Raw genomic sequence first — 18,700 nt, 5'->3', positions numbered from 1 at the left:
TGTTGCGGCAAATAATTTCCTTTTAAAAATATTTCCACAAAAACATGCCGATGCTACAAGTGTAAATTTCATCGGCCTCGCTTCAGAAAACGGCAGGCCTGTCGTTACCGGGAATACCTTCTGCCGAGAATGTTGCCAAACATGCTGTGCAAAAGACCAGTTTGATTAGCCCGTTTGCCCTGAATCGAGTACAGCCCATGAAGATGCCTGACATGTCGCCGCATGATTTCTATCAAGTGAACGCATCGCATGCATTCGGCTTGCTCGCTTCGTCGGCGGAGATGCGCTTCGAACGCCTGACGCGTCTGGCCAAACGGCTGTTCAATGTGCCGGTGGCGTTCGTCAGCCTGGTGGAGGCGCATCGTCCGTGGCCCCTGCAAAAACACGACGACGGCCGCCATGCCTTCGCCGCCGCCGATCTGCTGGTGGTGCAGGACACCGTGCTGGACCAGCGCTTCGAGGGTAATCCGCTGCGCATGGGCGAATCCCGCGTGCGCTTTTATGCCGGTTGTCCGATCCGCGTCGGCAACGGCGACCAGCTCGGCACGCTGTGCCTGATCGACGACCAGCCGCGCGCGTTCGACGATGACGACCAGGCCTTGTTGCGCGATCTCGCAAAAATGGCCGAGCAGGAATTGTTCGCCCTGGAACTGGCGACCATCGATGAACTGACCCGCATTCCCAACCGGCGCGGCTTCGAAGCCATGTCGGAACAGGCACTGAGTCTCTGCAAACGGCTCGGCAAGCCGGTCTCGCTGTTCTATTTCGATCTTGACCTGTTTAAACAGATCAACGACCGTTTCGGTCACGCCGAAGGCGACCGTGCGCTGCAGGATTTCAGCGCGATCCTGTCGCGCAGCTTCCGCCAGTCCGACATCGTCGGACGCCTCGGCGGCGATGAATTCGCGGTGCTGTTGCCGAACACCGGCAAGCCGCAGGCTGAGGTCGCCCTGCGTTTCCTGGAAAAAGCGGTAAAGCTGCACAACCGCACCGTCAAACGCGCCTACAAACTGTGCTACAGCGTCGGCCACGTCAACAGCGACGCCGCGACATCGATCGCGGAGTTGATGCGATGCGCCGATGCACGCATGTACGAAGACAAGAAACAGCATGGCCACCATGACGATGGCGCCTTCGCCGCGCTGCTCGACCTGCTTCTGCCGCGCAAATACCGCCACTGAGAAAGTCCCCGGAGTCCCTGGAATTCCCCGTGGACCCGGTTGCGGTTGCGCTGCGCGCGGCCCGGCAACCATGACGGCTTCTCGCCACAGATCGTGCCCGGGGTCCGAGCAGCACCCCGCTCCGTTTTTCCAATGCGGCTGCACCCGTTCTTGTATCATGGGCCGTCTTCACTACCGGGGAGAGCAGCATGAATTTGGGCGTCACTGAGCCGCCGCCGGAACCCGGCTCGCGCAAACCCGCCGCCGTCGCCAACCTCGCGATCGCTTTCGTTCTGCTGGTGTGTGCGCTTTTCATCATCGTCGACCTGGTCCAGCTCGGCGTCGCGCGCCGCGAGCAGCTGTCCGACAGCACTGTTGCGCTGACCAATGTGGCGCGCGCCATCGGCAGCGTCATGCCGACGATCGCGGCCTTGGACGCTGAATACGCGGTCTGGCCGATCTGTCCGTCGAACGCCGCCACCGACGCGGTATTGATGATCACGCCACGCTCGCCCTGCTCCATCGGCTCCTGCCTGCTCATGGCGTCGGCCGCCAGGCGCGCCATGTTGAAGGTGCCGACCAGATTGATGTTGAGGGTCTTCTGGAACAAGGCCATTGCATGCGGGCCGTCCTTGCCGATCAGCTTGGCGCCCGGTGCGATGCCGGCGCAATTGACGAGACCGCGTAGGCTGCCCAGTTGCTGCGCCGCCGCGATCGCCTTCAGGCCGTCTTCTTCCGTCGTCACGTCGCAGCGCACAAACTCGCCCTGCAGTTCGGCCGCCAGCTTTTGCCCGGCTTCTTCCTGCAAATCGGCCAGCACCACTTTGCCGCCATTCTGCGCCAGCATGCGCGCGGTTGCCGCCCCCAGCCCCGATGCTGCGCCCGTCACCACAAATACCTGTCCAGCAATCTGCATGTGTCTCTCCAATAATAATAAAGACCGGCATGGAGTACATGCCGGTCGTCTTTTGATCATCCTGGTGGGATGTGGACGTCTATTTTCCCACGGGTACGGCGATCACGACAGCTTCCGTTGCCGTTGCGGTTGCCGTCACTGCAGCCGGAGCAGCGGCAGTTTCCGCCGTCAAGACAGGTGCCGGCAGCAAGGGCACCAGCAGCAGCGCGACGATGTTGATGATCTTGATCAGCGGGTTGACGGCCGGACCGGCGGTGTCCTTGTACGGATCGCCCACGGTATCGCCGGTGACGGCCGCCTTGTGTGCATCGGAACCCTTGCCGCCGTGATGGCCGTCTTCGATGTACTTCTTGGCGTTATCCCAGGCGCCGCCGCCGGTGGTCATCGAAATCGCCACGAACAAGCCGGTGACGATGGTACCCATCAGCAGACCGCCCAGCGCCGCCGGCCCCAGCAGCAGGCCGACGATGATCGGCACGATCACCGGCAACAGCGAGGGCACGATCATTTCCTTGATCGCCGACGAGGTCAGCATGTCGACCGCCTTGTCGTACTCGGGCTTGCCGCTGCCGTCCATGATGCCCTTGATCTCGCTGAACTGACGCCGCACTTCGATCACCACGGCGCCGGCCGCGCGTCCCACCGCTTCCATCGCCATCGCGCCGAACAAGTAGGGAATCAGGCCGCCGATGAAGAGGCCGACGATGACCATCGGATTGGACAGATCGAATGAAGTGCTCTTGCCGACCGCATCGAGCGCATGCGTGTAATCGGCGAACAGCACCAGCGCCGCCAGCCCGGCCGACCCGATGGCGTAGCCCTTGGTCACGGCCTTGGTGGTGTTGCCGACCGCATCGAGCGGATCGGTGATGGCGCGCACCGATTCCGGCATGCCGGACATCTCGGCAATGCCGCCGGCGTTGTCGGTGACCGGACCGTAGGCATCCAGCGCCACGATGATGCCCGCCATCGACAGCATCGACGTCGCGGCAATCGCGATGCCGTACAGGCCGGCCAGCCAGTAGGACGCCAGGATCGCCGCGCACACCGCAAGCACCGGGTAGGCAGTCGATTTCATCGACACGCCCAGGCCGGCGATGATGTTGGTGCCATGACCGGTGGTCGAGGCTTGCGCGATATGCTTGACCGGCTTGAAATCGGTGCCGGTGTAGTACTCGGTGATGTAGACCATCAGACCGGTCAGGACGATGCCGATCACTGCTGCCCCCATCAGCGGCACGCGCAGCTCGGGCGGCACCATGGTCCAGGTAACGACCGCGAAACCGATCAGGCTGAGGATCGCCGCCCACCACAAGCCGGTGTAAAGCGCCGACATGATCTTTTTGCCGGGTGCGACCTTGACCATCATGCAGCCGACGATCGACGCCAGGATCGAGACGCCGCCCAGCGCCAGCGGGTACAGTACCGCCAGCACTTCGCCGCCCTTGATCACCAGGCTGCCGAGCAGCATGGTCGCGATCAGCGTCACGACGTACGTCTCGAACAGGTCGGCCGCCATGCCGGCGCAGTCGCCGACGTTGTCGCCGACGTTATCGGCGATCACCGCCGGATTGCGCGGGTCGTCTTCGGGAATGCCGGCTTCGACCTTGCCCACCAGATCGGCGCCGACATCCGCGCCCTTGGTGAAGATACCGCCGCCGAGCCGCGCGAAGATGGAAATCAGCGACGCGCCGAACGCCAGCCCGATCATCGGCCGCAAAGCATCATGCAACGAAGCGGCACGCCCTTCGCCATGCTGGAACAGCCACCAGAAAAACAGCGCCACGCCGAGCAGGCCCAGTCCGACCACCAGCATGCCGGTGATCGCGCCGCCGCGAAACGCCACGTTGAGCGCCTCGTTCATGCCCTTGGTGGCCGCCTGCGCGGTGCGCACGTTGGCGCGCACCGACACGTTCATGCCGATGAAGCCGCAGGCGCCCGACAGCACCGCGCCGATCAGGAAACCGATCGCGGTAATCCAGCCCAGGCCGGGAATCAATGCAATGAGGATGAAGAGCACCACGCCGACCAGGGCGATGGTGCGGTACTGGCGCGCAAGATAAGCTGCCGCGCCTTGCTGGATGGCAGTCGCGATGTCTTGCATGCGCTGGTTGCCGGGGTCTTGCTTGAGAATCCAACTGCGGGAAATAAGACCGTAGATCACTGCGACTACGCCGCATGCCACGGCAAACCATAGGGCTCCTGCCATCATGTCTCCTCCTTGTTTTTTCACGACAAAGTCAACAATCACGACCTTCCGCTGCAACGCCTGCCAAGGCGTTATTGCGGACACTGCGCACTGCAATACTTTACGTGGCCTCTTTTATGGATTTGATGGGCCGTCCTGCCTGCTTCGTATCGGTTACGTCCGACTCTCCCCGCCTTCAATTTGCCTCGAACCGAGCTGCAGCATCCGCTGCGGAAATAAAAAAAAGCGGACACATGGTCCGCTTCATTTTATGACGCCAGAGCAGCAAATGCACTCTCTCTGATTTGCTCCACCGGGCCGACGCCGGCGATCTTGCGATACTTCGGCGCGCCCGGCTGGCCCGATTCGGCCCACTTGCCGTAATAGCCGACCAGCACTTCGGTCTGCTCGTGATATACCGACAGACGCTTCAGGACGGTTTCTTCCTTGTCGTCGTCGCGCTGGATCAGCGCTTCGCCGGTGACGTCGTCCTTGCCCTCCACTTTCGGCGGATTGAACTTGATGTGGTAAGTGCGGCCCGAAGGCTGATGCACGCGGCGACCGCTCATGCGCTCGACGATGGCGCTGTCGGGCACGTCGATTTCCAGCACGTAATCGATCTTGACGCCGGCTTCCTTCATGGCGTCAGCTTGCGGCGTGGTGCGCGGAAAGCCGTCGAACAGGTAACCGTTGGCGCAGTCCGGCTGCTTCAGCCGGTCCTTGACCAGGCCGATGATGATGTCGTCGGAAACCAGACCGCCTGCATCCATGACCTTCTTGGCGGCGACGCCGAGTTCCGTGCCGGCGGCAACGGCCGCGCGCAGCATGTCGCCGGTCGAAATCTGAGGAATGTTGTACTTTTCCTTGATAAAAGTGGCTTGCGTACCTTTACCGGCACCAGGCGCTCCTAGAAGGATGAGGCGCATATCTTTTCCTAAATTGAAGTTTTGAATTCTATTGCGATGGCGATCCGCACAACTGTTGCCATCGAAGGCGATTGTCTCTGTGACGCCGCTTGCATCTTGCTCTGAACGAAACTTACCACAAAATCTTACTGAATCATGACAAACGCCTATTTTTTAGGCAGCCGGCCGACCTCGATTATCACTGCGGAGAATGACAGGAGACTTACAAAACCGCGCCGGTAGCGCCTTATCGGCGAGACGACTTGTCTCGCAATGGCCGACGGGCGTTACAGCGCGGAAATAGCCGCCACCAGAGGACTGTCGGGAGGCGCTTCGAAATGCTTGCGCACGCGCTCCAGATCTTCCGGCGTGTCGACGCCGGCTTCCGGCAAGAGCGAAGTCACGTGTACGGCAATCGAATAGCCGTGCCAGAGTACGCGCAGCTGCTCGAGGGCCTCGATGCGTTCGAGCGGCGACGCGGTCAGCGTCGGATAGACCTGCAGGAATTTATTGGTGTAGGCGTACAGGCCGATGTGGCGCAACGGCGCGAACTCGTGGCTGTGCAGGTCGGACAGGCTGTCCCTGGACTGCGCAAAACCGTCGCGATGCCACGGAATCGCCGCACGCGAGAAATACATGGCGCGCCCTTCCTTGTCCAGCACCACCTTGACGACGTTGGGATTGAACATCTCCGGCAGCAGTTCGATCGCATGCGCAGCCGTCGCCATCGGCACGTCGGTCTTGATATGCCCGGCAGTGGCGGCGATCAGGCCGGGATCGATCAGCGGTTCATCGCCCTGCACGTTGACCACCACGGCGTCTTCGGCCAGATCCAGGGCCGCCGCCACTTCAGCGATGCGATCCGTGCCCGACGGATGGTCGGCGCGCGTCATGGCGACGTCAATACCATGCTGTTCGCAGGCGGCGTAGATGTCGCGGTGATCGGTCGCCACCACGATGCGCGACGCTCCCGACAAGGCCGCCCGCTCGGCCACGCGCACGATCATCGGCTTGCCGCCGAGGTCGGCCAGCGGCTTGTTCGGCAAACGGGTGGAGGCGAGGCGTGCGGGGATGATGACGGTAAAGGACATGGCGGGAATCAATCGGCAATCAGACGTACAACAACAGGAACAACAGGAACTGCAGAAACTTGTTCAGTTATTCAGCAGCCGGTTCGACCGCGGCAGGTCCGGCGGGAGCGGCGCCGAGCTCGCGCGCTTCGTCAGCCCACATGATCGGGATGCCGTCGCGGATCGGATAAGCCAGCTTGTCGCCGTTGCAAATCAGTTCCTGGGCTTTTTTGTCGTACTCGAGCGGGCCCTTGCAGACAGGGCACACGAGGATATCAAGCAATCGGGCGTTCACGGAGTTTCTCCACTATGTGTTCAGCCAGCGCGCCGTCTATGCGCGCCGTCACAGGCACGACCCAGATGCGGGGATCGTTTTTGATGGCCTTTATAGCCCTGCATTTTACTGCATCCTTCTCGGTGATCAGGATCACCGCCGCGGACATCGCGGCGAAGGGGTTGTGGGCGAAATCGTAATGATCAGGCAATGCCACCCGCTCGAAGTTCAGGCCGGCATGCTCCAGCGTCGCAAAAAACCGCGCCGGATTGCCGATGCCGGCCACCGCAGCCACCCCCTCGGCGGCGCTGAGCGACGCCAACGGCTGACGGCATGCGCGGTTTTGCAGCAACTCGACCTGATCCGTTTCCAGGCGCATCGCGAATGCGCCGGCGGGTGCCTCTCCGGTGGCGCCGACATTGCATACCGTGAAGTCGCGCCGGCGCGAAGCCGGCTCGCGCAGCGGCCCTGCCGGCAGCAGCCAGCCGTTGCCGTTGCCGCGCGCGTCGGACAGCACGATTTCGACGTCGCGCGCCAACCTGTAATGTTGCAGGCCGTCGTCCGAAACGATCACATCGACTTCCGGATGCGCCGCCAGCAAGGCCTGCCCCGCTGCCACCCTGCTGCGGCCGACCATCACCGGACAAGCGGCGCGTTCGGCGATCAGCAAAGGTTCATCGCCGACTTCTGCGGCTTGCGAATCAGCGGCGACAAGACGCGCCCCGGCCTGCGCCGAACCATAGCCGCGTGAAATCACGCCCGGCGTATAACCGGCCTGGCGCAAGGCCTGCACCAGCCAGATCGCCAGCGGCGTCTTGCCGGTCCCGCCGACGAAGACGTTGCCGACCACCACCACCGGTGCGTCCAGACGCGTCGCCTGTTTCAGGCCGAGCCGGTACAGCGCGCGCCGCGTCAGCGCGACCGTGCCGAACAGCAGCGACAGCGGCCACAGCAGGCACGCGAGCCAGCCGCGCCGGAGCCAGGCGCGCGTCAGCGTCGATTCGAGGGAGGAAGGTGCGGACAAGGTAAGAGGCTTGCGTGCGGCTTACTTGCCGCCGGTCTGCGCGGCGAACGTGACCTTGGCGAAACCGGCCGTGCGCGCTGCTTCCAGCACGTTGATCACGGTCTGGTGCGCAGCCAGTGCGTCGGCATTGATGATCACCACCGGATCGGGCTTGCCGCCGCTGCTGTCGGTGTTGGCCGCGTTGGCCTGCACGGCGCTCTGCAATTCGCGCGCCAGTCCGGCGGCGTCGCGCGCGGCGATCTGCACGTTGTTGATGGCGTAGCGTCCTTGTGCATCGACCGCGACGTTCAGTTCGAACGGCTGCTCCAATGCCTTCTCGGCGTTGGCGGTCGGCAGCGTGATCTGCAAGGCGGTGAACTTGCTGTACGTGGTGGTCACCATCAGGAAAATGACGATCACCAGCAAGACGTCGATGAACGGAATCAGGTTGATTTCCAACTCTTCCCGCGCGCGGCCTTTGCGAAAATTCATGGTGCTTCCTTTGGATTACTGGCGCGAGCCGTGCACGACGTCGACAAACTTGACGGCCTGCTGCTCCATGTCGACCACGAAGCCGTCGACCAGCGCGCGGAAGTGGCGATAGAACACCAGCGCCGGCATCGCGATCGCCAGGCCGAAGCCGGTGTTGTATAGCGCAATCGAAATGCCGTGCGCCAGCTGAGCCGGATTGGTGCCGGCGGCGTTTTGCGAAGCGAAGATTTCGATCATGCCGATGACCGTGCCGAACAATCCCATCAGCGGCGCCAGCGAAGCGATCGTGCCGAGCGTGGTCAGGTAGCGCTCGAGGCGATGAGCGGCGGCCTGCCCGGCTTCTTCGATGGCTTCCTTCATGACTTCGCGCGGCGCATCGACGTTGCGCAGGCCGGCGGCGAGCACCTGGCCGAGCGGCGAATTCTGTTCCAGCTTGTCGATCACGCCGTCGTTGACGCGGCCGCTTTCATAGACGCGCACCACTTCCGGCAACAGGTCGTCCGGCAACACGCGCGAACGGCGCAAGTACAGGAGTCGTTCGATGATCAGCGCAAGGCCGATGATGGAGGCGATCAACAATGGCCAGATCGGCCAGCCTGCGGCCTGGATGATTGCGAACAAGTAAGACTCCTTCAATACAGTGGTGATGACAAATATATTGCCGCGTCAGACGCGGCTTGATTTTCCGGTGCAGAATGTAACGCGTTGCACCGTGCCGGGCAAGGCCAAGATGCAGGGACTGCAAAGGTTTCGCCGGACAGTTGCACCGAACCGATTTAAAATCCCGATCACTTTATCCACACTTCCTGTGCATAACTTTGTGAACAAGCGCTTTGCAATGCAGCAAGAGCGTTGATTCCAAAGCGTTTTTCCATCCTGAACAGAAACCGCGCACCGACCTCACGCAAGACCATGAACCACGACGATTTTTCCAGCCCTGCGCCTTCCGCTCCGCCATCCGGCCCGCCCGTGCTCGCCGTATCGGCGCTCAACCAGGCGGTCGCGCGCGTGCTGGAGCGAACCTTTCCGCTCGTCTGGGTGTCCGGCGAAATATCCAATTTTACCCGCGCTGCGTCCGGCCATTGGTATTTCACGCTGAAAGATGACGCCGCCCAGGTGCGCGCCGTGATGTTCAAGGGCCGCGCCCAACATGCCGGCTTCTCGCCGCGCGAAGGCGACAAAGTCGAAGTGCGCACGCTGGTCACGCTGTATGCGCCGCGCGGCGACTACCAGCTCAACGTCGAGGCCATCCGCCGCGCCGGCGTCGGCAATTTGTATGAAGCCTTCCTGCGCCTCAAGGAAAAGCTCGAGAGCGAAGGCCTGTTCCATCCCGACCGCAAACGTCCCCTGCCGGTCTTCCCGCGCTGCGTCGGCGTCGTCACCAGTCCGCACGCGGCGGCGCTGCACGACATCCTGACCGCGCTGCGTCGCCGCGCGCCGCACGTGCGCGTGATCCTGTATCCGACGCCGGTGCAGGGCGAAGGCGCCGGCGCGAAGATTGCACGCGCCATCGAGGTGGCGTCCCGGCGCGCCGAATGCGATGTGCTGCTGGTCGGTCGCGGCGGCGGCAGCATGGAAGATCTGTGGGCCTTCAACGATGAAGCCGTGGCGCGCGCGATCGCGGCGTGTCCGGTGCCGGTGATTTCCGGCGTGGGACACGAGACCGATTTCACGATCGCCGATTTCGCCGCCGACCTGCGCGCGCCGACCCCGACCGCCGCAGCCGAGCTGTGCGCGACGCCACGCGCCGAATGGCTGGCGCAAGTGCAGAATCACGCCGCCGACCTCACCCGCGCACTCCGGCGCCGCCTTGCCGAACACGGCCAGACCGTCGACTGGATGTCGCGCCGGCTGGTCAGCCCGGCCTCTTACATCGCCCACGAACGCGTCAAGCTGCGCGCGCTGCAAGCCCGTCTCGAGCACGCCACGCGCACGCCGGTCACGCGTGCGCGCTATCAGTTGCAGCATCTGCAGACACGCCTGCAGAATCGCCTGCCAGACACGCGTGCCGCGCGCCTGCTGCTGGGCGGCCATCAGCGCCGCATCGGTAACGCCGTCGCGCTGCAGGTGCAACGGCAACGCCAGGCGCTCGCGGCGCAATCGTCGCAGCTCGAACTGCTCAATCCGCAGCGCACCCTCGAGCGCGGCTACGCCATCGTCACCGACGCCAAAGGCAAGGTGCTGCGCGCGCCTTCCGAATTGCAACCGCGCAGCAATGTCACGCTGCGACTGGCCGAGGGCAGCGCCGAGGTCGGCATCGCGAGCGTGCAGCCGACGCTGGATTGATCGCGTATTGAGAATCATCTCGATTGACATCGCCCATGCCTGAATTTCCTACATCAACTTGCGGCGTTGGACACCCATGAAAGCCCGCCGCAAGGGTGCAAAGAATCGCTATCCGCTTTAGAATCACAGACTCAGAATAAAAAATTCGTTTCAATCACCGATACCCGAAAGGATTCACCATGGCACACACCCTCCCGGCACTGCCTTATGAACTGGACGCACTGGCGCCAACCATTTCCAAAGAAACACTCGAGTACCACTACGGCAAGCATCATCAAACCTACGTCACCAATCTGAACAACCTGATCCCAGGTACGGAATTCGAAAACCTCTCCCTCGAAGAGATCATCAAGAAGTCGTCCGGCGGCGTGTTCAACAACGCAGCGCAAATCTGGAACCACACTTTCTACTGGAACGGCCTGACACCAAAGGGCGCCGGCGCTCCGAGCGGCGCATTGGCCGACGCCATCAACGCCAAGTGGGGCACTTTTGACGCCTTCAAGGCCGAGTTCACCAAGCAAGGCCTGGCCAACTTCGGTTCCGGCTGGACATGGCTGGTCAAGAAAGCCGACGGCACGCTGGACATCGTCAACACCACCGGCGCCGGCACACCGCTGACCACCGACAGCAAGGCGCTGCTGACCATCGACGTCTGGGAACACGCCTACTACATCGACTATCGCAACGCACGCGCGAAGTATGCCGAAGCATTCTGGGGCATCGTGAACTGGGATTTCGTCGCGAAGAATTTCGCGTAAGTCAATCCGGTTTCGCATTTGAAAAAGCCTGCCTGCGTGCAGGCTTTTTTATTCAGGGAGAATCAGCATGGCCACCATCCATCTGCATAACGACGCCGGCTACGCGCAACGCATCCGCGCCCGCACCCATCAATTGCAAGCAGACGAGCCCGCCAGCAACGGCGGCACCGACACCGGCGCAGCGCCTTACGAACTGCTGCTGGCGGCATTGGCCGCATGCACTTCGCTGACCTTGCGCATGTACGCCGATCGCAAGGGCTGGGATCTCGGCACCATCCACATCGATGCGCGCTTTTCGCGCGACGATTGCGGCCTGGAGAACATCGAGCGCACCGTCACCTTCGGTAATACGCTGACGCCGGAACAGCTCACCCGCCTCGGCGAAATCTGCGAGAAGACGCCCGTCACCAAGACCTTGCGCGAAGGGACGCCGATACGCACGGCTTTCGTATAAAACTCCGGGAGCAGCGAATTTTCGATATTTATTGAAAATAGTCGCGAAAAACACCTGAAATCAGCCGTAAAAATCACGTCAGAACTAAAATAATTCGTTATTTATCAATATCTTACAACTATCATCGAATAATTCGATGATAGGTCGCCAATCTTTCCGTTTTTCTTTTCATTTTGCCCCGCGCATACTCCGTTCTGTCCACTTAATCATGCAAACAAGAAGGCGGTTTTCCAAGGTGGAAAACGCCCTTGCCTGCACTAACCGACGGAGAAAAACATGCTTCAAATTCGCAAAAGCAACGAACGCGGTGTCGCCGATCACGGTTGGTTGAATTCGCACCACACATTTTCGTTCGGTCATTACTACGACCCGCAACAACTGGGCTTCGGTCCGCTGCAAGTGATCAATGAAGACCGCGTCACGTCCGGCATGGGGTTCGGCACGCACGGCCACAGCGACATGGAAATCATCTCCTATGTCCTCGACGGCGCGCTCGAACACAAGGACAGCATGGGCACAGGTTCGGTGCTGCACTACGGCGACGTCCAGCGCATGAGCGCCGGCAGCGGCGTGCGTCACAGCGAGTTCAACCACTCCAAGACCGAGCCGGTGCACTTCCTGCAGATCTGGATCCAGCCGAACGTGAAAGGCATTCCGCCCAGCTACGAGGAAAAGAACTTCACGCCGGAGCAAAAGCAAGGCCAGCTGCGCCTGATCGCTTCGTCTGACGGTCGCGACAACTCGGTGCTGATCCATCAGGACGCATCGATCTACGCATCGATCCTGAACGGCGACGCCAAGCTGGAACATGCGCTGGGAGCAAAACGCCTCGGCTACGTTCATCTGATTCGCGGCCAGCTGACCGTCAACGGCACCCAGCTGTCGGGCGGCGACGCACTGAAGATCAGTGCGGAAAGCCTGGTCACGTTTGAAAAGGCCGAAGCGGCGGAATTCCTGCTGTTCGATCTGCCGTACTAAACACACGGAGGCACCGATGCGCCGCAATCCCGGCGGCGCATCGCCTCACCCCAACTCCATCGACAAGGAAAACATCGTGGCAAACATTCTGTTCATCAATAGCAGCGCCCGCAACAGCGGTTCTATCTCGCGCCAGGTCGCCGGCGAATTCGTCGCCAAACTGCAGGCCTCGCAACCAGGCAGCGTCGTCGTCGAACGCGATGTCGCCGCCAATCCGATTCCGCATCTGGACGAACAAAAACTGGGCGCGTTCTTTACGCCTGCCGACAAGCGCAGCGCCGAACAGCAGGCACTGGTCAAGGTCTCCGAAGAACTGATCGCCGAAGTCAATGCCGCCGACATCATCGTCATCGGCGCGCCGATGTACAACTTCTCGATCACGTCCACCCTGAAGACCTGGATCGACCACGTGGCGCGCGCCGGCGTCACCTTCAAGTACACCGAAACCGGCCCCGTCGGCCTGATCCAGGGCAAGAAGGTCTACGTCTTCACCTCGCGCGGCGGCGTCTACAGCGAAGGCCCGGCCAAGGTCATGGACTTCCACGAAACCTACCTGCGCGCCGTGCTGGGCTTTATCGGCATGACCGACGTGACCTTCGTTCACAGCGAAGGCCTGGGCATGGGCGAAGCGGCTGTTGAAAAGGCCATCGCGCAAACCCGCGAAACCATCGGCACCCTGGTTGCGGCATAAACTGCCGCTTCAATAAAAAAGCGCGACGGCCACAAGCTGTCGCGCTTTTTTTACGGCCTGAGAAATCTGTTCGTTAGTTCGTTACAAACCGCCATCGGCGATCTGCGACAGCATGCGATTGAGGACGCCGGTTTCGCGCATGCGCTTGAGCCACCAGGTGAGCGCCGCGCCGTCTTCGCCGACGCGCCAGGCCAGCGAGAAGGTTTCTTCTGCGCGCGGCTGTTCAACTTCCTTGACCACCAGCGCGCCGGAGGCGATCGACTTCTGCACGCACGGCTCCGGCAAGAAGCCGAAGCCCACGCCGGCCAGCTGCAGCGCATACTTGCTGCGCATGTCCGGCACCGTCAGGGTGTCCTGGCCGAACAACAGCCCGACGGTGCGCGGCGCCATCTTGCGCGCCGAGTCGGCGACGCTGATGGCACGGTAAGGATGCAGGTCGGCCTTGCTCAGGACCTTGTCCATCTTCGCCAGCGGATGATGCGGCGCTACCACGAACACGAACTTTACGGTGCCGATCTGCTCCGCCACGTAACCGCCGCCTGCCGGCCCCTCGCCGGGCGCCGCGATCAGCAGATCGACACGACGATCCAGCAAGGCTTCCCAGGTACCGGCCAGCGACTCGCGTGCGATGCGCAGGCGCGTGCGGTCGGCGACCTGATAGAACGCCACGATGTCCGGCTCCAGCGACGCCGCCGAGAAGAGTGAATCGAGGCCGATGGTGAATTCGGTTTCCCAGCCGGAGGCAACGCGGCGCACCCGGTGTTCGAGATCTTCCGCCGCCTTCAGCAGATAGCGGCCTTCCTTCAGCAATTCTTCGCCGGCGCGCGTGAGCACGACCTTCGGTCCCTGGCGCTCGAACACCTGCACGCCAAGGTCCTGCTCCAGCTTCGACACCGTATAGGAAATCGTCGACGGCACCCGATGCAACTCCAGACCGGCGGCGGAAAACGAACCGCGCCGATCAATCGCATCGAGGATCAACAGGGCATCGAGACTGATTCTGAACATGGAATTTTCCGGATAGTGAGAACGAACGCCGCTCAGGCTTCGATCGAATGACCCGCCGCCACCCAGGCGTCGATACCGCCGGTGAGCGGGCGTACGCGCTTGTAACCGCGCCGCATGAGCTGCTTGGCGACCAGCGCGGCGGAGGCTTCATTGGGACAGGCGCAGTAGACGATGACTTCGTCTTCCATCGGCGCCTCAAATGCGAAGGTCTGGATCTCCTGGTTGGAAATCGTCAACGCGCCGGGAATGCGGCCAATCTGCTGCGAGGCCGGCGAACGCACGTCGACGATGGTCGGGCGCACGCCGCTCTTGAGCAAGCGGTCCAGTTCGCCGACCGAGATGCGCGCCATTTCCAGCGACTTGCGGAAGCGGCGGCGCTGCCACCACTTGCTGGCGACGAATACGGCAAAGCCGATCAGCACCAGCATCATGCCGTATTGACCGAGCTCGGCCAATACGCTCAGCACGTCGTCGATGGCGGTGTTGAACAGCGCGCCGAGAAAAATTGCCAGCCCCGACCACAAGGCCGCGCCGACGCCGTCGTACAGCAGGAACTTGCCGCGCGAGGTGCCGACGGTGCCGGCCAGCGCGCTGGCGATCGATGCGAAACCGGGGATGAATTTGGCCACCAGCAGCGACCGTGCGCCCCAGCGCGAATAGATGGATTCGGTCTGGCGTACGCAGGAATCGGGGGAAAGAGAAATGCGGCACAGCGTCGACATGATGCGGCGGCCGTAGCGCCGGCCGGCCAGATACCAGACATAGTCGGCGATCAGCGCGGCGACCACCGCCACCAGCAGCAGCAATACGATCGGATACTGGCCGCGCCAAGCCAGCGCGCCGGTGATCACCAGCGTCGGATACGCGGGAATCGGCGCGCCCAGCTGCTCGGTCAGCACGTTCAGGAATACGATGATCAGACCGTACTGTTCAATCAGGTGATACAAATAACTCATCGCTGTTCCACTGCCTTCCGCTTCCCTGCTGCCTTATCGTTCGAATACCCCAGACGCACATTATAGGTCGAAGCGGCGTTCAGGCCTTGCTCGCTTGCGCGGCACGGAATTCAGCCACGATCATTGCCACCAGGATAAGCACCGGCAACAACAGCGCGAGGAACAATGCCTGGCGGTAGGCAAACGCGCCGCCTATCGCTCCCACGCCGAACGCCACGATGGGCCAGAAGAACTTGATGCAGCGCTGGCGCACGGCGTCATCCGCCGCACCGCGCACGATGTCGGTCACGTCGATGACCAATTGCGTGACGTTGCCGGTCATGACGGTAGTCGGCGCCGCCTGCGGCAGGATCAGGCGGGCGGCGGCGTTCTGGATGCCCATGGCAGCGGCGCCTAACATGCCCGCCAGCAAGACGCCGATGGCGCGTGCATCGGTCACATTGACCGGGGCCATGCTCTGGCCCAAGCCCATGAATGCCAGCAGGAACACCAGTTGCAGCATCAGCACCCACGGCAAGGCAGGCTTGCCGCTGCGCTCCAGCGCAATCACCACCAGCCGCGTCATGACCACCGACAGGATGAATGCGGGGAAAGCCAGGAACTTGATCAATACGCCGTGAGAAGGATTCGCCAGTTCACTGCCGATCAGCACGAAGTTGCCGGTGACGTGGGCAGTGAACAGGCCGAACAAGGCGACGAAGCCCAGCGTATCCACATAGCCTGCCAGGAAACTCATGGCGATGCCCTGGCAGGTGGCGCGATTCAGATAGCGAAACGCAGTGGGACGACCGGCACTATTTAGCGCATCCATCTCAGCTCTCGACTTTCTTTGCCAGGACGGCGTCGATCGAATACCGGCCGGCGCCCATCAAGGCGATGCTGCCGAACACGATCATCAGCAACCAGCCGAACTGACCTTCCGCCACGCTCCAGTCAGGGTGTACCAGGAACATCGACACGCCCAGCAATACCAGCACCGCTGCGCTGGCCAATCGCGTCAGGATGCCCGGCACGATCAGCAGCGGGCACAGGACTTCGGCGAAGATCGCGAAACCGAGCGTGAAGGCGCGGCCGACGTGCAGCGGATCGTCGATGTGCTGCAACTCGCCGGCGAAGTTGATCAGCTTGGGCAGGCCGTGCACGTACAGCAGCAGCAAGGCGCCGGTCAGGCGCAGGAACAGCAGGCCGAGGTCCTGGGCCGGCGCCCACAGCAGACGCAGGAACAGATTGTCTTTTTCGTTTTGAAATGTTTGCATGTCGATTCTCCTTGATCAGAAATGTCCTGCCAGCACATAGCCGGCAAGCACGTAACCCAATGTCATGGCCACCACCAGCGATGCGCCGACCGGTGTCGGCGGCGTCGGCGACGGCAAGCCGAACCAGCGGCAGACGGCGCCGATCAGCGTGCCCAGCACCGCGCCCGCGAACAGCGCGCTCATGGTTGCACCCCGGCTTGGCCGGCTGCCTTGGCCGCCTTGGCGGCCAGGTGGCGATCCACCAGCCAATAGCCGCTGCTCATCATGAACACCAGCAAGGCGCCGCTGAGGACCGGCGGCGACGGCACCGGGATTTGCGCGAGGTGACAGCAGAAGCCGACCACGAAGGAAAGCAACAGGCCCCAGATGATTTTGGAATAAGTCATGTTCGTCTCCCGATCAGAATGCGAAGCAGCTGCAACCGAGCGCGCCCCAGAAACCGGAGAAATTCGACGCCGGCACCGACGAGCGGCGCGCGACATCGTGCGAATGTGCATGAACGTTGCAAGCCCCTGCGCACTGGTGCGGCAGGATGGAGCGGCGTTGCTGCTGCTGGCTTTGCGCGCCCGACTTCAGTGCACGGTAATGACCCGGTACGTTCTTCACCGGCGACCAGTCCGGCAGCACCGGGATGGCCGGCGGCGCCAGCGGGTCGAACTCTTCGGCGCCGTAGACGATCTTGCCGCCGACCACGGTCATCACCGACTCGATGGCCTTGATGTCTTCTTCGGCGACGCTGAAGAAGTCCGACGACAGCACCACCAGGTCAGCCAGCTGGCCGGCCTTGATGCGGCCCTTCTTGTCCTGCTCGTTGGAGAACCAGGCGCTGCCTGCGGTCCACAGTTCAAGCGCGGTTTCGCGCGGCAGACCGGCTTCCGCCAGTTGCAGGCCGCCCACGGTCTTGCCCGACACCAGCCAGTACAGCGCAGTCCACGGGTTGTAGCTGGCGACGCGGGTGGCGTCAGTGCCGGCGCCGACCGGTACGCCCATGTCGAGCATGCGCGCCACCGGCGGCGTTGCCTTGGCGGCTTCCTTGCCGTAGCGATCGACGAAATATTCTCCCTGGAACGCCATGCGATGCTGGATCGCCAGGCCGCCGCCGAGTTCGCGTACGCGCTCGATGTTGCGCGGCGAAATGGTTTCGGCGTGATCGAAAATCCAGTGCAGGCCGTTGAAGGGGATGTCGCGATTCACTTTTTCAAACACGTCGAGCATGCGGCTGATCGACTCATCGTAGGTCGCGTGCAGGCGGAACGGCCAGCGATTGGAGACCAGGTGGCGCACCACCTTCTCGAGTTCGTCCTCCATGCCTGCGGCGAGTTCGGGACGCGGCTCGAGGAAGTCCTCAAAGTCGGCTGCCGAGAACACCAGCATTTCGCCGGCGCCGTTGTGGCGATAGAAATCGTCTCCCTGTCCCGGCTTGATCATGTCGGTCCAGCGCTGGAAATCTCCCAGCTCCTTGCCCTTGTTCTGGGTGAACAGGTTGTAGGCGATGCGCACGGTGAGCTGCTGCTCGCGCGCCAGCTGGTCGATGATGGCGTAGTCTTCCGGATAATTCTGGAAACCGCCGCCGGCGTCGATCACGCTGGTGACGCCGAGGCGATTGAGTTCGCGCATGAACTGGCGCGTCGAATTGACTTGCTGGTCGAGCGGCAGCGTCGGCCCCTTGGCCAGCGTCGCATACAGGATCATGGCGTTGGGACGGGCGATCAGCATGCCGGTCGGATTGCCGGCGGCATCGCGCTGGATTTCGCCGCCCGGCGGATTCGGGGTGTCCTTGTTGTAGCCGACGGCGCGCAGCGCGGCCTGGTTCAGCAAGGCGCGGTCATACAGGTGCAGGATGAATACCGGAGTGTCGGGCGCGGCGGCGTTGATTTCTTCCAGCGTCGGCATGCGGCGCTCGGCAAACTGGAATTCGGTCCAGCCGCCGACCACGCGCACCCACTGCGGATGCGGCGTGCGCAGCGCTTGCTCGCGCAGCATGCGCAAGGCATCCGCCAGCGACGGTACGCCTTCCCAGCGCAGTTCGAGGTTGTAGTTGAGGCCGCCGCGAATCAGATGGATGTGCGAATCGTTCAGGCCGGGCACCACGCTGCGGCCGTTCAGGTCCACCACTTTGGTGGCGCTGCCGCGATGGCGCATGGCGGCTTCGGCATCGCCGACGGCGAGGAACTTGCCGTCCTTGATCGCCACGGCGCTTGCCAGCGGCTGGGCTTTGTCGATGGTATGGAAATTTCCGTTCAGCAGAATCAGGTCGGCGCTCATGTTCACTCCGGGGGGTTGTACGTTGTTGTCAGGGGATATC

20 protein-coding genes and 1 pseudogene are annotated in these 18,700 nt (G+C 62.3%); 6 read left to right on the top strand and 15 right to left on the bottom strand.

Annotated features, from left to right (window positions below):
* Positions 1 to 197 precede the first annotated feature (197 nt).
* Positions 198 to 1,181, top strand: a complete 984-nt coding sequence (locus tag F506_RS08045; protein ID WP_053196450.1) for a sensor domain-containing diguanylate cyclase — start codon at positions 198 to 200, stop codon at positions 1,179 to 1,181.
* Between the two features lie 373 nt (positions 1,182 to 1,554).
* On the opposite strand, the pseudogene F506_RS22615 reads toward F506_RS08045, so the two are convergent.
* The 8 genes and pseudogenes from F506_RS22615 to F506_RS08010 form a co-directional block, all read right to left on the bottom strand.
* Positions 1,555 to 2,076, bottom strand: a pseudogene (locus F506_RS22615) (SDR family NAD(P)-dependent oxidoreductase); the annotation flags it as partial.
* Between the two features lie 79 nt (positions 2,077 to 2,155).
* Positions 2,156 to 4,285 (bottom strand): sodium-translocating pyrophosphatase, encoded by a 2,130-nt coding sequence (locus tag F506_RS08040; protein ID WP_083457670.1) that lies wholly within the window; start codon positions 4,283 to 4,285, stop codon positions 2,156 to 2,158.
* A 248-nt stretch (positions 4,286 to 4,533) separates the two neighbouring features.
* Positions 4,534 to 5,190 (bottom strand): adenylate kinase, encoded by a 657-nt coding sequence (gene adk / locus F506_RS08035; protein ID WP_053196446.1) that lies wholly within the window; start codon positions 5,188 to 5,190, stop codon positions 4,534 to 4,536.
* Positions 5,191 to 5,456: 266 nt separating this feature from the next.
* A complete protein-coding gene (kdsB, locus tag F506_RS08030) occupies positions 5,457 to 6,260 on the bottom strand; it encodes a 3-deoxy-manno-octulosonate cytidylyltransferase (RefSeq protein WP_053196444.1) in 804 nt (267 codons plus the stop codon).
* Positions 6,261 to 6,327: 67 nt separating this feature from the next.
* Positions 6,328 to 6,534: a Trm112 family protein gene (locus F506_RS08025; protein WP_053196442.1), complete on the bottom strand. Its 207-nt coding sequence runs from the start codon at positions 6,532 to 6,534 to the stop codon at positions 6,328 to 6,330.
* Complete coding sequence (gene lpxK / locus F506_RS08020; protein ID WP_053196440.1) at positions 6,515 to 7,537, bottom strand: tetraacyldisaccharide 4'-kinase; 1,023 nt, start codon at positions 7,535 to 7,537, stop codon at positions 6,515 to 6,517. The genes F506_RS08025 and lpxK overlap by 20 nt, the downstream gene beginning before the upstream one ends.
* 21 nt (positions 7,538 to 7,558) lie before the next feature.
* Positions 7,559 to 8,008 carry an ExbD/TolR family protein gene (locus F506_RS08015; RefSeq protein ID WP_053196438.1) on the bottom strand — a complete coding sequence of 150 codons (450 nt, stop codon included), beginning with the start codon at positions 8,006 to 8,008 and terminating at the stop codon, positions 7,559 to 7,561.
* A gap of 15 nt (positions 8,009 to 8,023) precedes the next feature.
* A complete protein-coding gene (locus F506_RS08010) occupies positions 8,024 to 8,629 on the bottom strand; it encodes a MotA/TolQ/ExbB proton channel family protein (RefSeq protein ID WP_053196436.1) in 606 nt (201 codons plus the stop codon).
* A 291-nt stretch (positions 8,630 to 8,920) separates the two neighbouring features.
* Between F506_RS08010 and xseA the strand changes: the two genes are divergently transcribed.
* From xseA to F506_RS07985, 5 genes are all read left to right on the top strand, one after another.
* Positions 8,921 to 10,294 (top strand): exodeoxyribonuclease VII large subunit, encoded by a 1,374-nt coding sequence (gene xseA, locus F506_RS08005; protein ID WP_053201374.1) that lies wholly within the window; start codon positions 8,921 to 8,923, stop codon positions 10,292 to 10,294.
* A 179-nt stretch (positions 10,295 to 10,473) separates the two neighbouring features.
* Complete coding sequence (gene sodB, locus F506_RS08000; RefSeq protein ID WP_053196434.1) at positions 10,474 to 11,052, top strand: superoxide dismutase [Fe]; 579 nt, start codon at positions 10,474 to 10,476, stop codon at positions 11,050 to 11,052.
* A 67-nt stretch (positions 11,053 to 11,119) separates the two neighbouring features.
* Entirely contained in the window at positions 11,120 to 11,506 is a 387-nt protein-coding gene (locus tag F506_RS07995; protein WP_053196432.1) for an OsmC family protein, read from the top strand.
* Between the two features lie 276 nt (positions 11,507 to 11,782).
* Positions 11,783 to 12,484 carry a pirin family protein gene (locus F506_RS07990; protein WP_053196430.1) on the top strand — a complete coding sequence of 234 codons (702 nt, stop codon included), beginning with the start codon at positions 11,783 to 11,785 and terminating at the stop codon, positions 12,482 to 12,484.
* Positions 12,485 to 12,560: 76 nt separating this feature from the next.
* Positions 12,561 to 13,175, top strand: coding sequence for an FMN-dependent NADH-azoreductase (locus F506_RS07985; RefSeq protein WP_053201371.1), 615 nt, complete (start codon positions 12,561 to 12,563; stop codon positions 13,173 to 13,175).
* Positions 13,176 to 13,256: 81 nt separating this feature from the next.
* On the opposite strand, the gene F506_RS07980 is transcribed toward F506_RS07985, so the two are convergent.
* The 7 genes from F506_RS07980 to F506_RS07950 all read right to left on the bottom strand — a co-directional run bounded on the left by F506_RS07980 (position 13,257) and on the right by F506_RS07950 (position 18,660).
* The gene (locus F506_RS07980) at positions 13,257 to 14,183 is read right to left on the bottom strand and encodes a LysR substrate-binding domain-containing protein (protein WP_053196428.1); all 927 of its coding nucleotides are present in this window, start codon (positions 14,181 to 14,183) and stop codon (positions 13,257 to 13,259) included.
* 32 nt (positions 14,184 to 14,215) lie between these two features.
* Complete coding sequence (locus F506_RS07975) at positions 14,216 to 15,139, bottom strand: DedA family protein/thiosulfate sulfurtransferase GlpE (RefSeq protein WP_053196426.1); 924 nt, start codon at positions 15,137 to 15,139, stop codon at positions 14,216 to 14,218.
* Between the two features lie 79 nt (positions 15,140 to 15,218).
* Complete coding sequence (locus F506_RS07970) at positions 15,219 to 15,950, bottom strand: YoaK family protein (RefSeq protein WP_083457666.1); 732 nt, start codon at positions 15,948 to 15,950, stop codon at positions 15,219 to 15,221.
* 1 nt (position 15,951) lies between these two features.
* Positions 15,952 to 16,395: a DoxX family protein gene (locus tag F506_RS07965; protein ID WP_053196424.1), complete on the bottom strand. Its 444-nt coding sequence runs from the start codon at positions 16,393 to 16,395 to the stop codon at positions 15,952 to 15,954.
* Between the two features lie 15 nt (positions 16,396 to 16,410).
* Positions 16,411 to 16,578 (bottom strand): DUF1427 family protein, encoded by a 168-nt coding sequence (locus F506_RS07960; protein WP_053196423.1) that lies wholly within the window; start codon positions 16,576 to 16,578, stop codon positions 16,411 to 16,413.
* Entirely contained in the window at positions 16,575 to 16,781 is a 207-nt protein-coding gene (locus F506_RS07955) for a DUF1427 family protein (protein WP_053196421.1), read from the bottom strand. The genes F506_RS07960 and F506_RS07955 overlap by 4 nt, the downstream gene beginning before the upstream one ends.
* A 13-nt stretch (positions 16,782 to 16,794) precedes the next feature.
* On the bottom strand, positions 16,795 to 18,660 hold the full coding sequence (locus F506_RS07950; RefSeq protein ID WP_053196419.1) for an amidohydrolase: 1,866 nt from the start codon (positions 18,658 to 18,660) through the stop codon (positions 16,795 to 16,797).
* Between the last annotated feature and the right edge of the window lie 40 nt (positions 18,661 to 18,700).

The organism is Herbaspirillum hiltneri N3, assembly GCF_001267925.1.
Lineage (GTDB): Bacteria > Pseudomonadota > Gammaproteobacteria > Burkholderiales > Burkholderiaceae_D > Herbaspirillum > Herbaspirillum hiltneri.
Note: the sequence above shows the minus strand (reverse complement) of the source record. Positions and strands in the feature narration are given on the sequence as shown.

Bases quoted from the DNA above. Each gene is read 5' to 3' on its own strand.
- F506_RS08045 (WP_053196450.1), top strand. From the start codon at position 198: ATGAAGATGCCTGACATGTCGCCGCATGATTTCTATCAAGTGAACGCA.
- F506_RS08040 (WP_083457670.1), bottom strand. From the start codon at position 4,285: ATGGCAGGAGCCCTATGGTTTGCCGTGGCATGCGGCGTAGTCGCAGTG.
- adk (WP_053196446.1), bottom strand. From the start codon at position 5,190: ATGCGCCTCATCCTTCTAGGAGCGCCTGGTGCCGGTAAAGGTACGCAA.
- kdsB (WP_053196444.1), bottom strand. From the start codon at position 6,260: ATGTCCTTTACCGTCATCATCCCCGCACGCCTCGCCTCCACCCGTTTG.
- F506_RS08015 (WP_053196438.1), bottom strand. From the start codon at position 8,008: ATGAATTTTCGCAAAGGCCGCGCGCGGGAAGAGTTGGAAATCAACCTG.
- xseA (WP_053201374.1), top strand. From the start codon at position 8,921: ATGAACCACGACGATTTTTCCAGCCCTGCGCCTTCCGCTCCGCCATCC.
- sodB (WP_053196434.1), top strand. From the start codon at position 10,474: ATGGCACACACCCTCCCGGCACTGCCTTATGAACTGGACGCACTGGCG.
- F506_RS07995 (WP_053196432.1), top strand. From the start codon at position 11,120: ATGGCCACCATCCATCTGCATAACGACGCCGGCTACGCGCAACGCATC.
- F506_RS07990 (WP_053196430.1), top strand. From the start codon at position 11,783: ATGCTTCAAATTCGCAAAAGCAACGAACGCGGTGTCGCCGATCACGGT.
- F506_RS07980 (WP_053196428.1), bottom strand. From the start codon at position 14,183: ATGTTCAGAATCAGTCTCGATGCCCTGTTGATCCTCGATGCGATTGAT.
- F506_RS07975 (WP_053196426.1), bottom strand. From the start codon at position 15,139: ATGAGTTATTTGTATCACCTGATTGAACAGTACGGTCTGATCATCGTA.
- F506_RS07970 (WP_083457666.1), bottom strand. From the start codon at position 15,950: ATGGATGCGCTAAATAGTGCCGGTCGTCCCACTGCGTTTCGCTATCTG.
- F506_RS07965 (WP_053196424.1), bottom strand. From the start codon at position 16,395: ATGCAAACATTTCAAAACGAAAAAGACAATCTGTTCCTGCGTCTGCTG.
- F506_RS07960 (WP_053196423.1), bottom strand. From the start codon at position 16,578: ATGAGCGCGCTGTTCGCGGGCGCGGTGCTGGGCACGCTGATCGGCGCC.
- F506_RS07955 (WP_053196421.1), bottom strand. From the start codon at position 16,781: ATGACTTATTCCAAAATCATCTGGGGCCTGTTGCTTTCCTTCGTGGTC.
- F506_RS07950 (WP_053196419.1), bottom strand. From the start codon at position 18,660: ATGAGCGCCGACCTGATTCTGCTGAACGGAAATTTCCATACCATCGAC.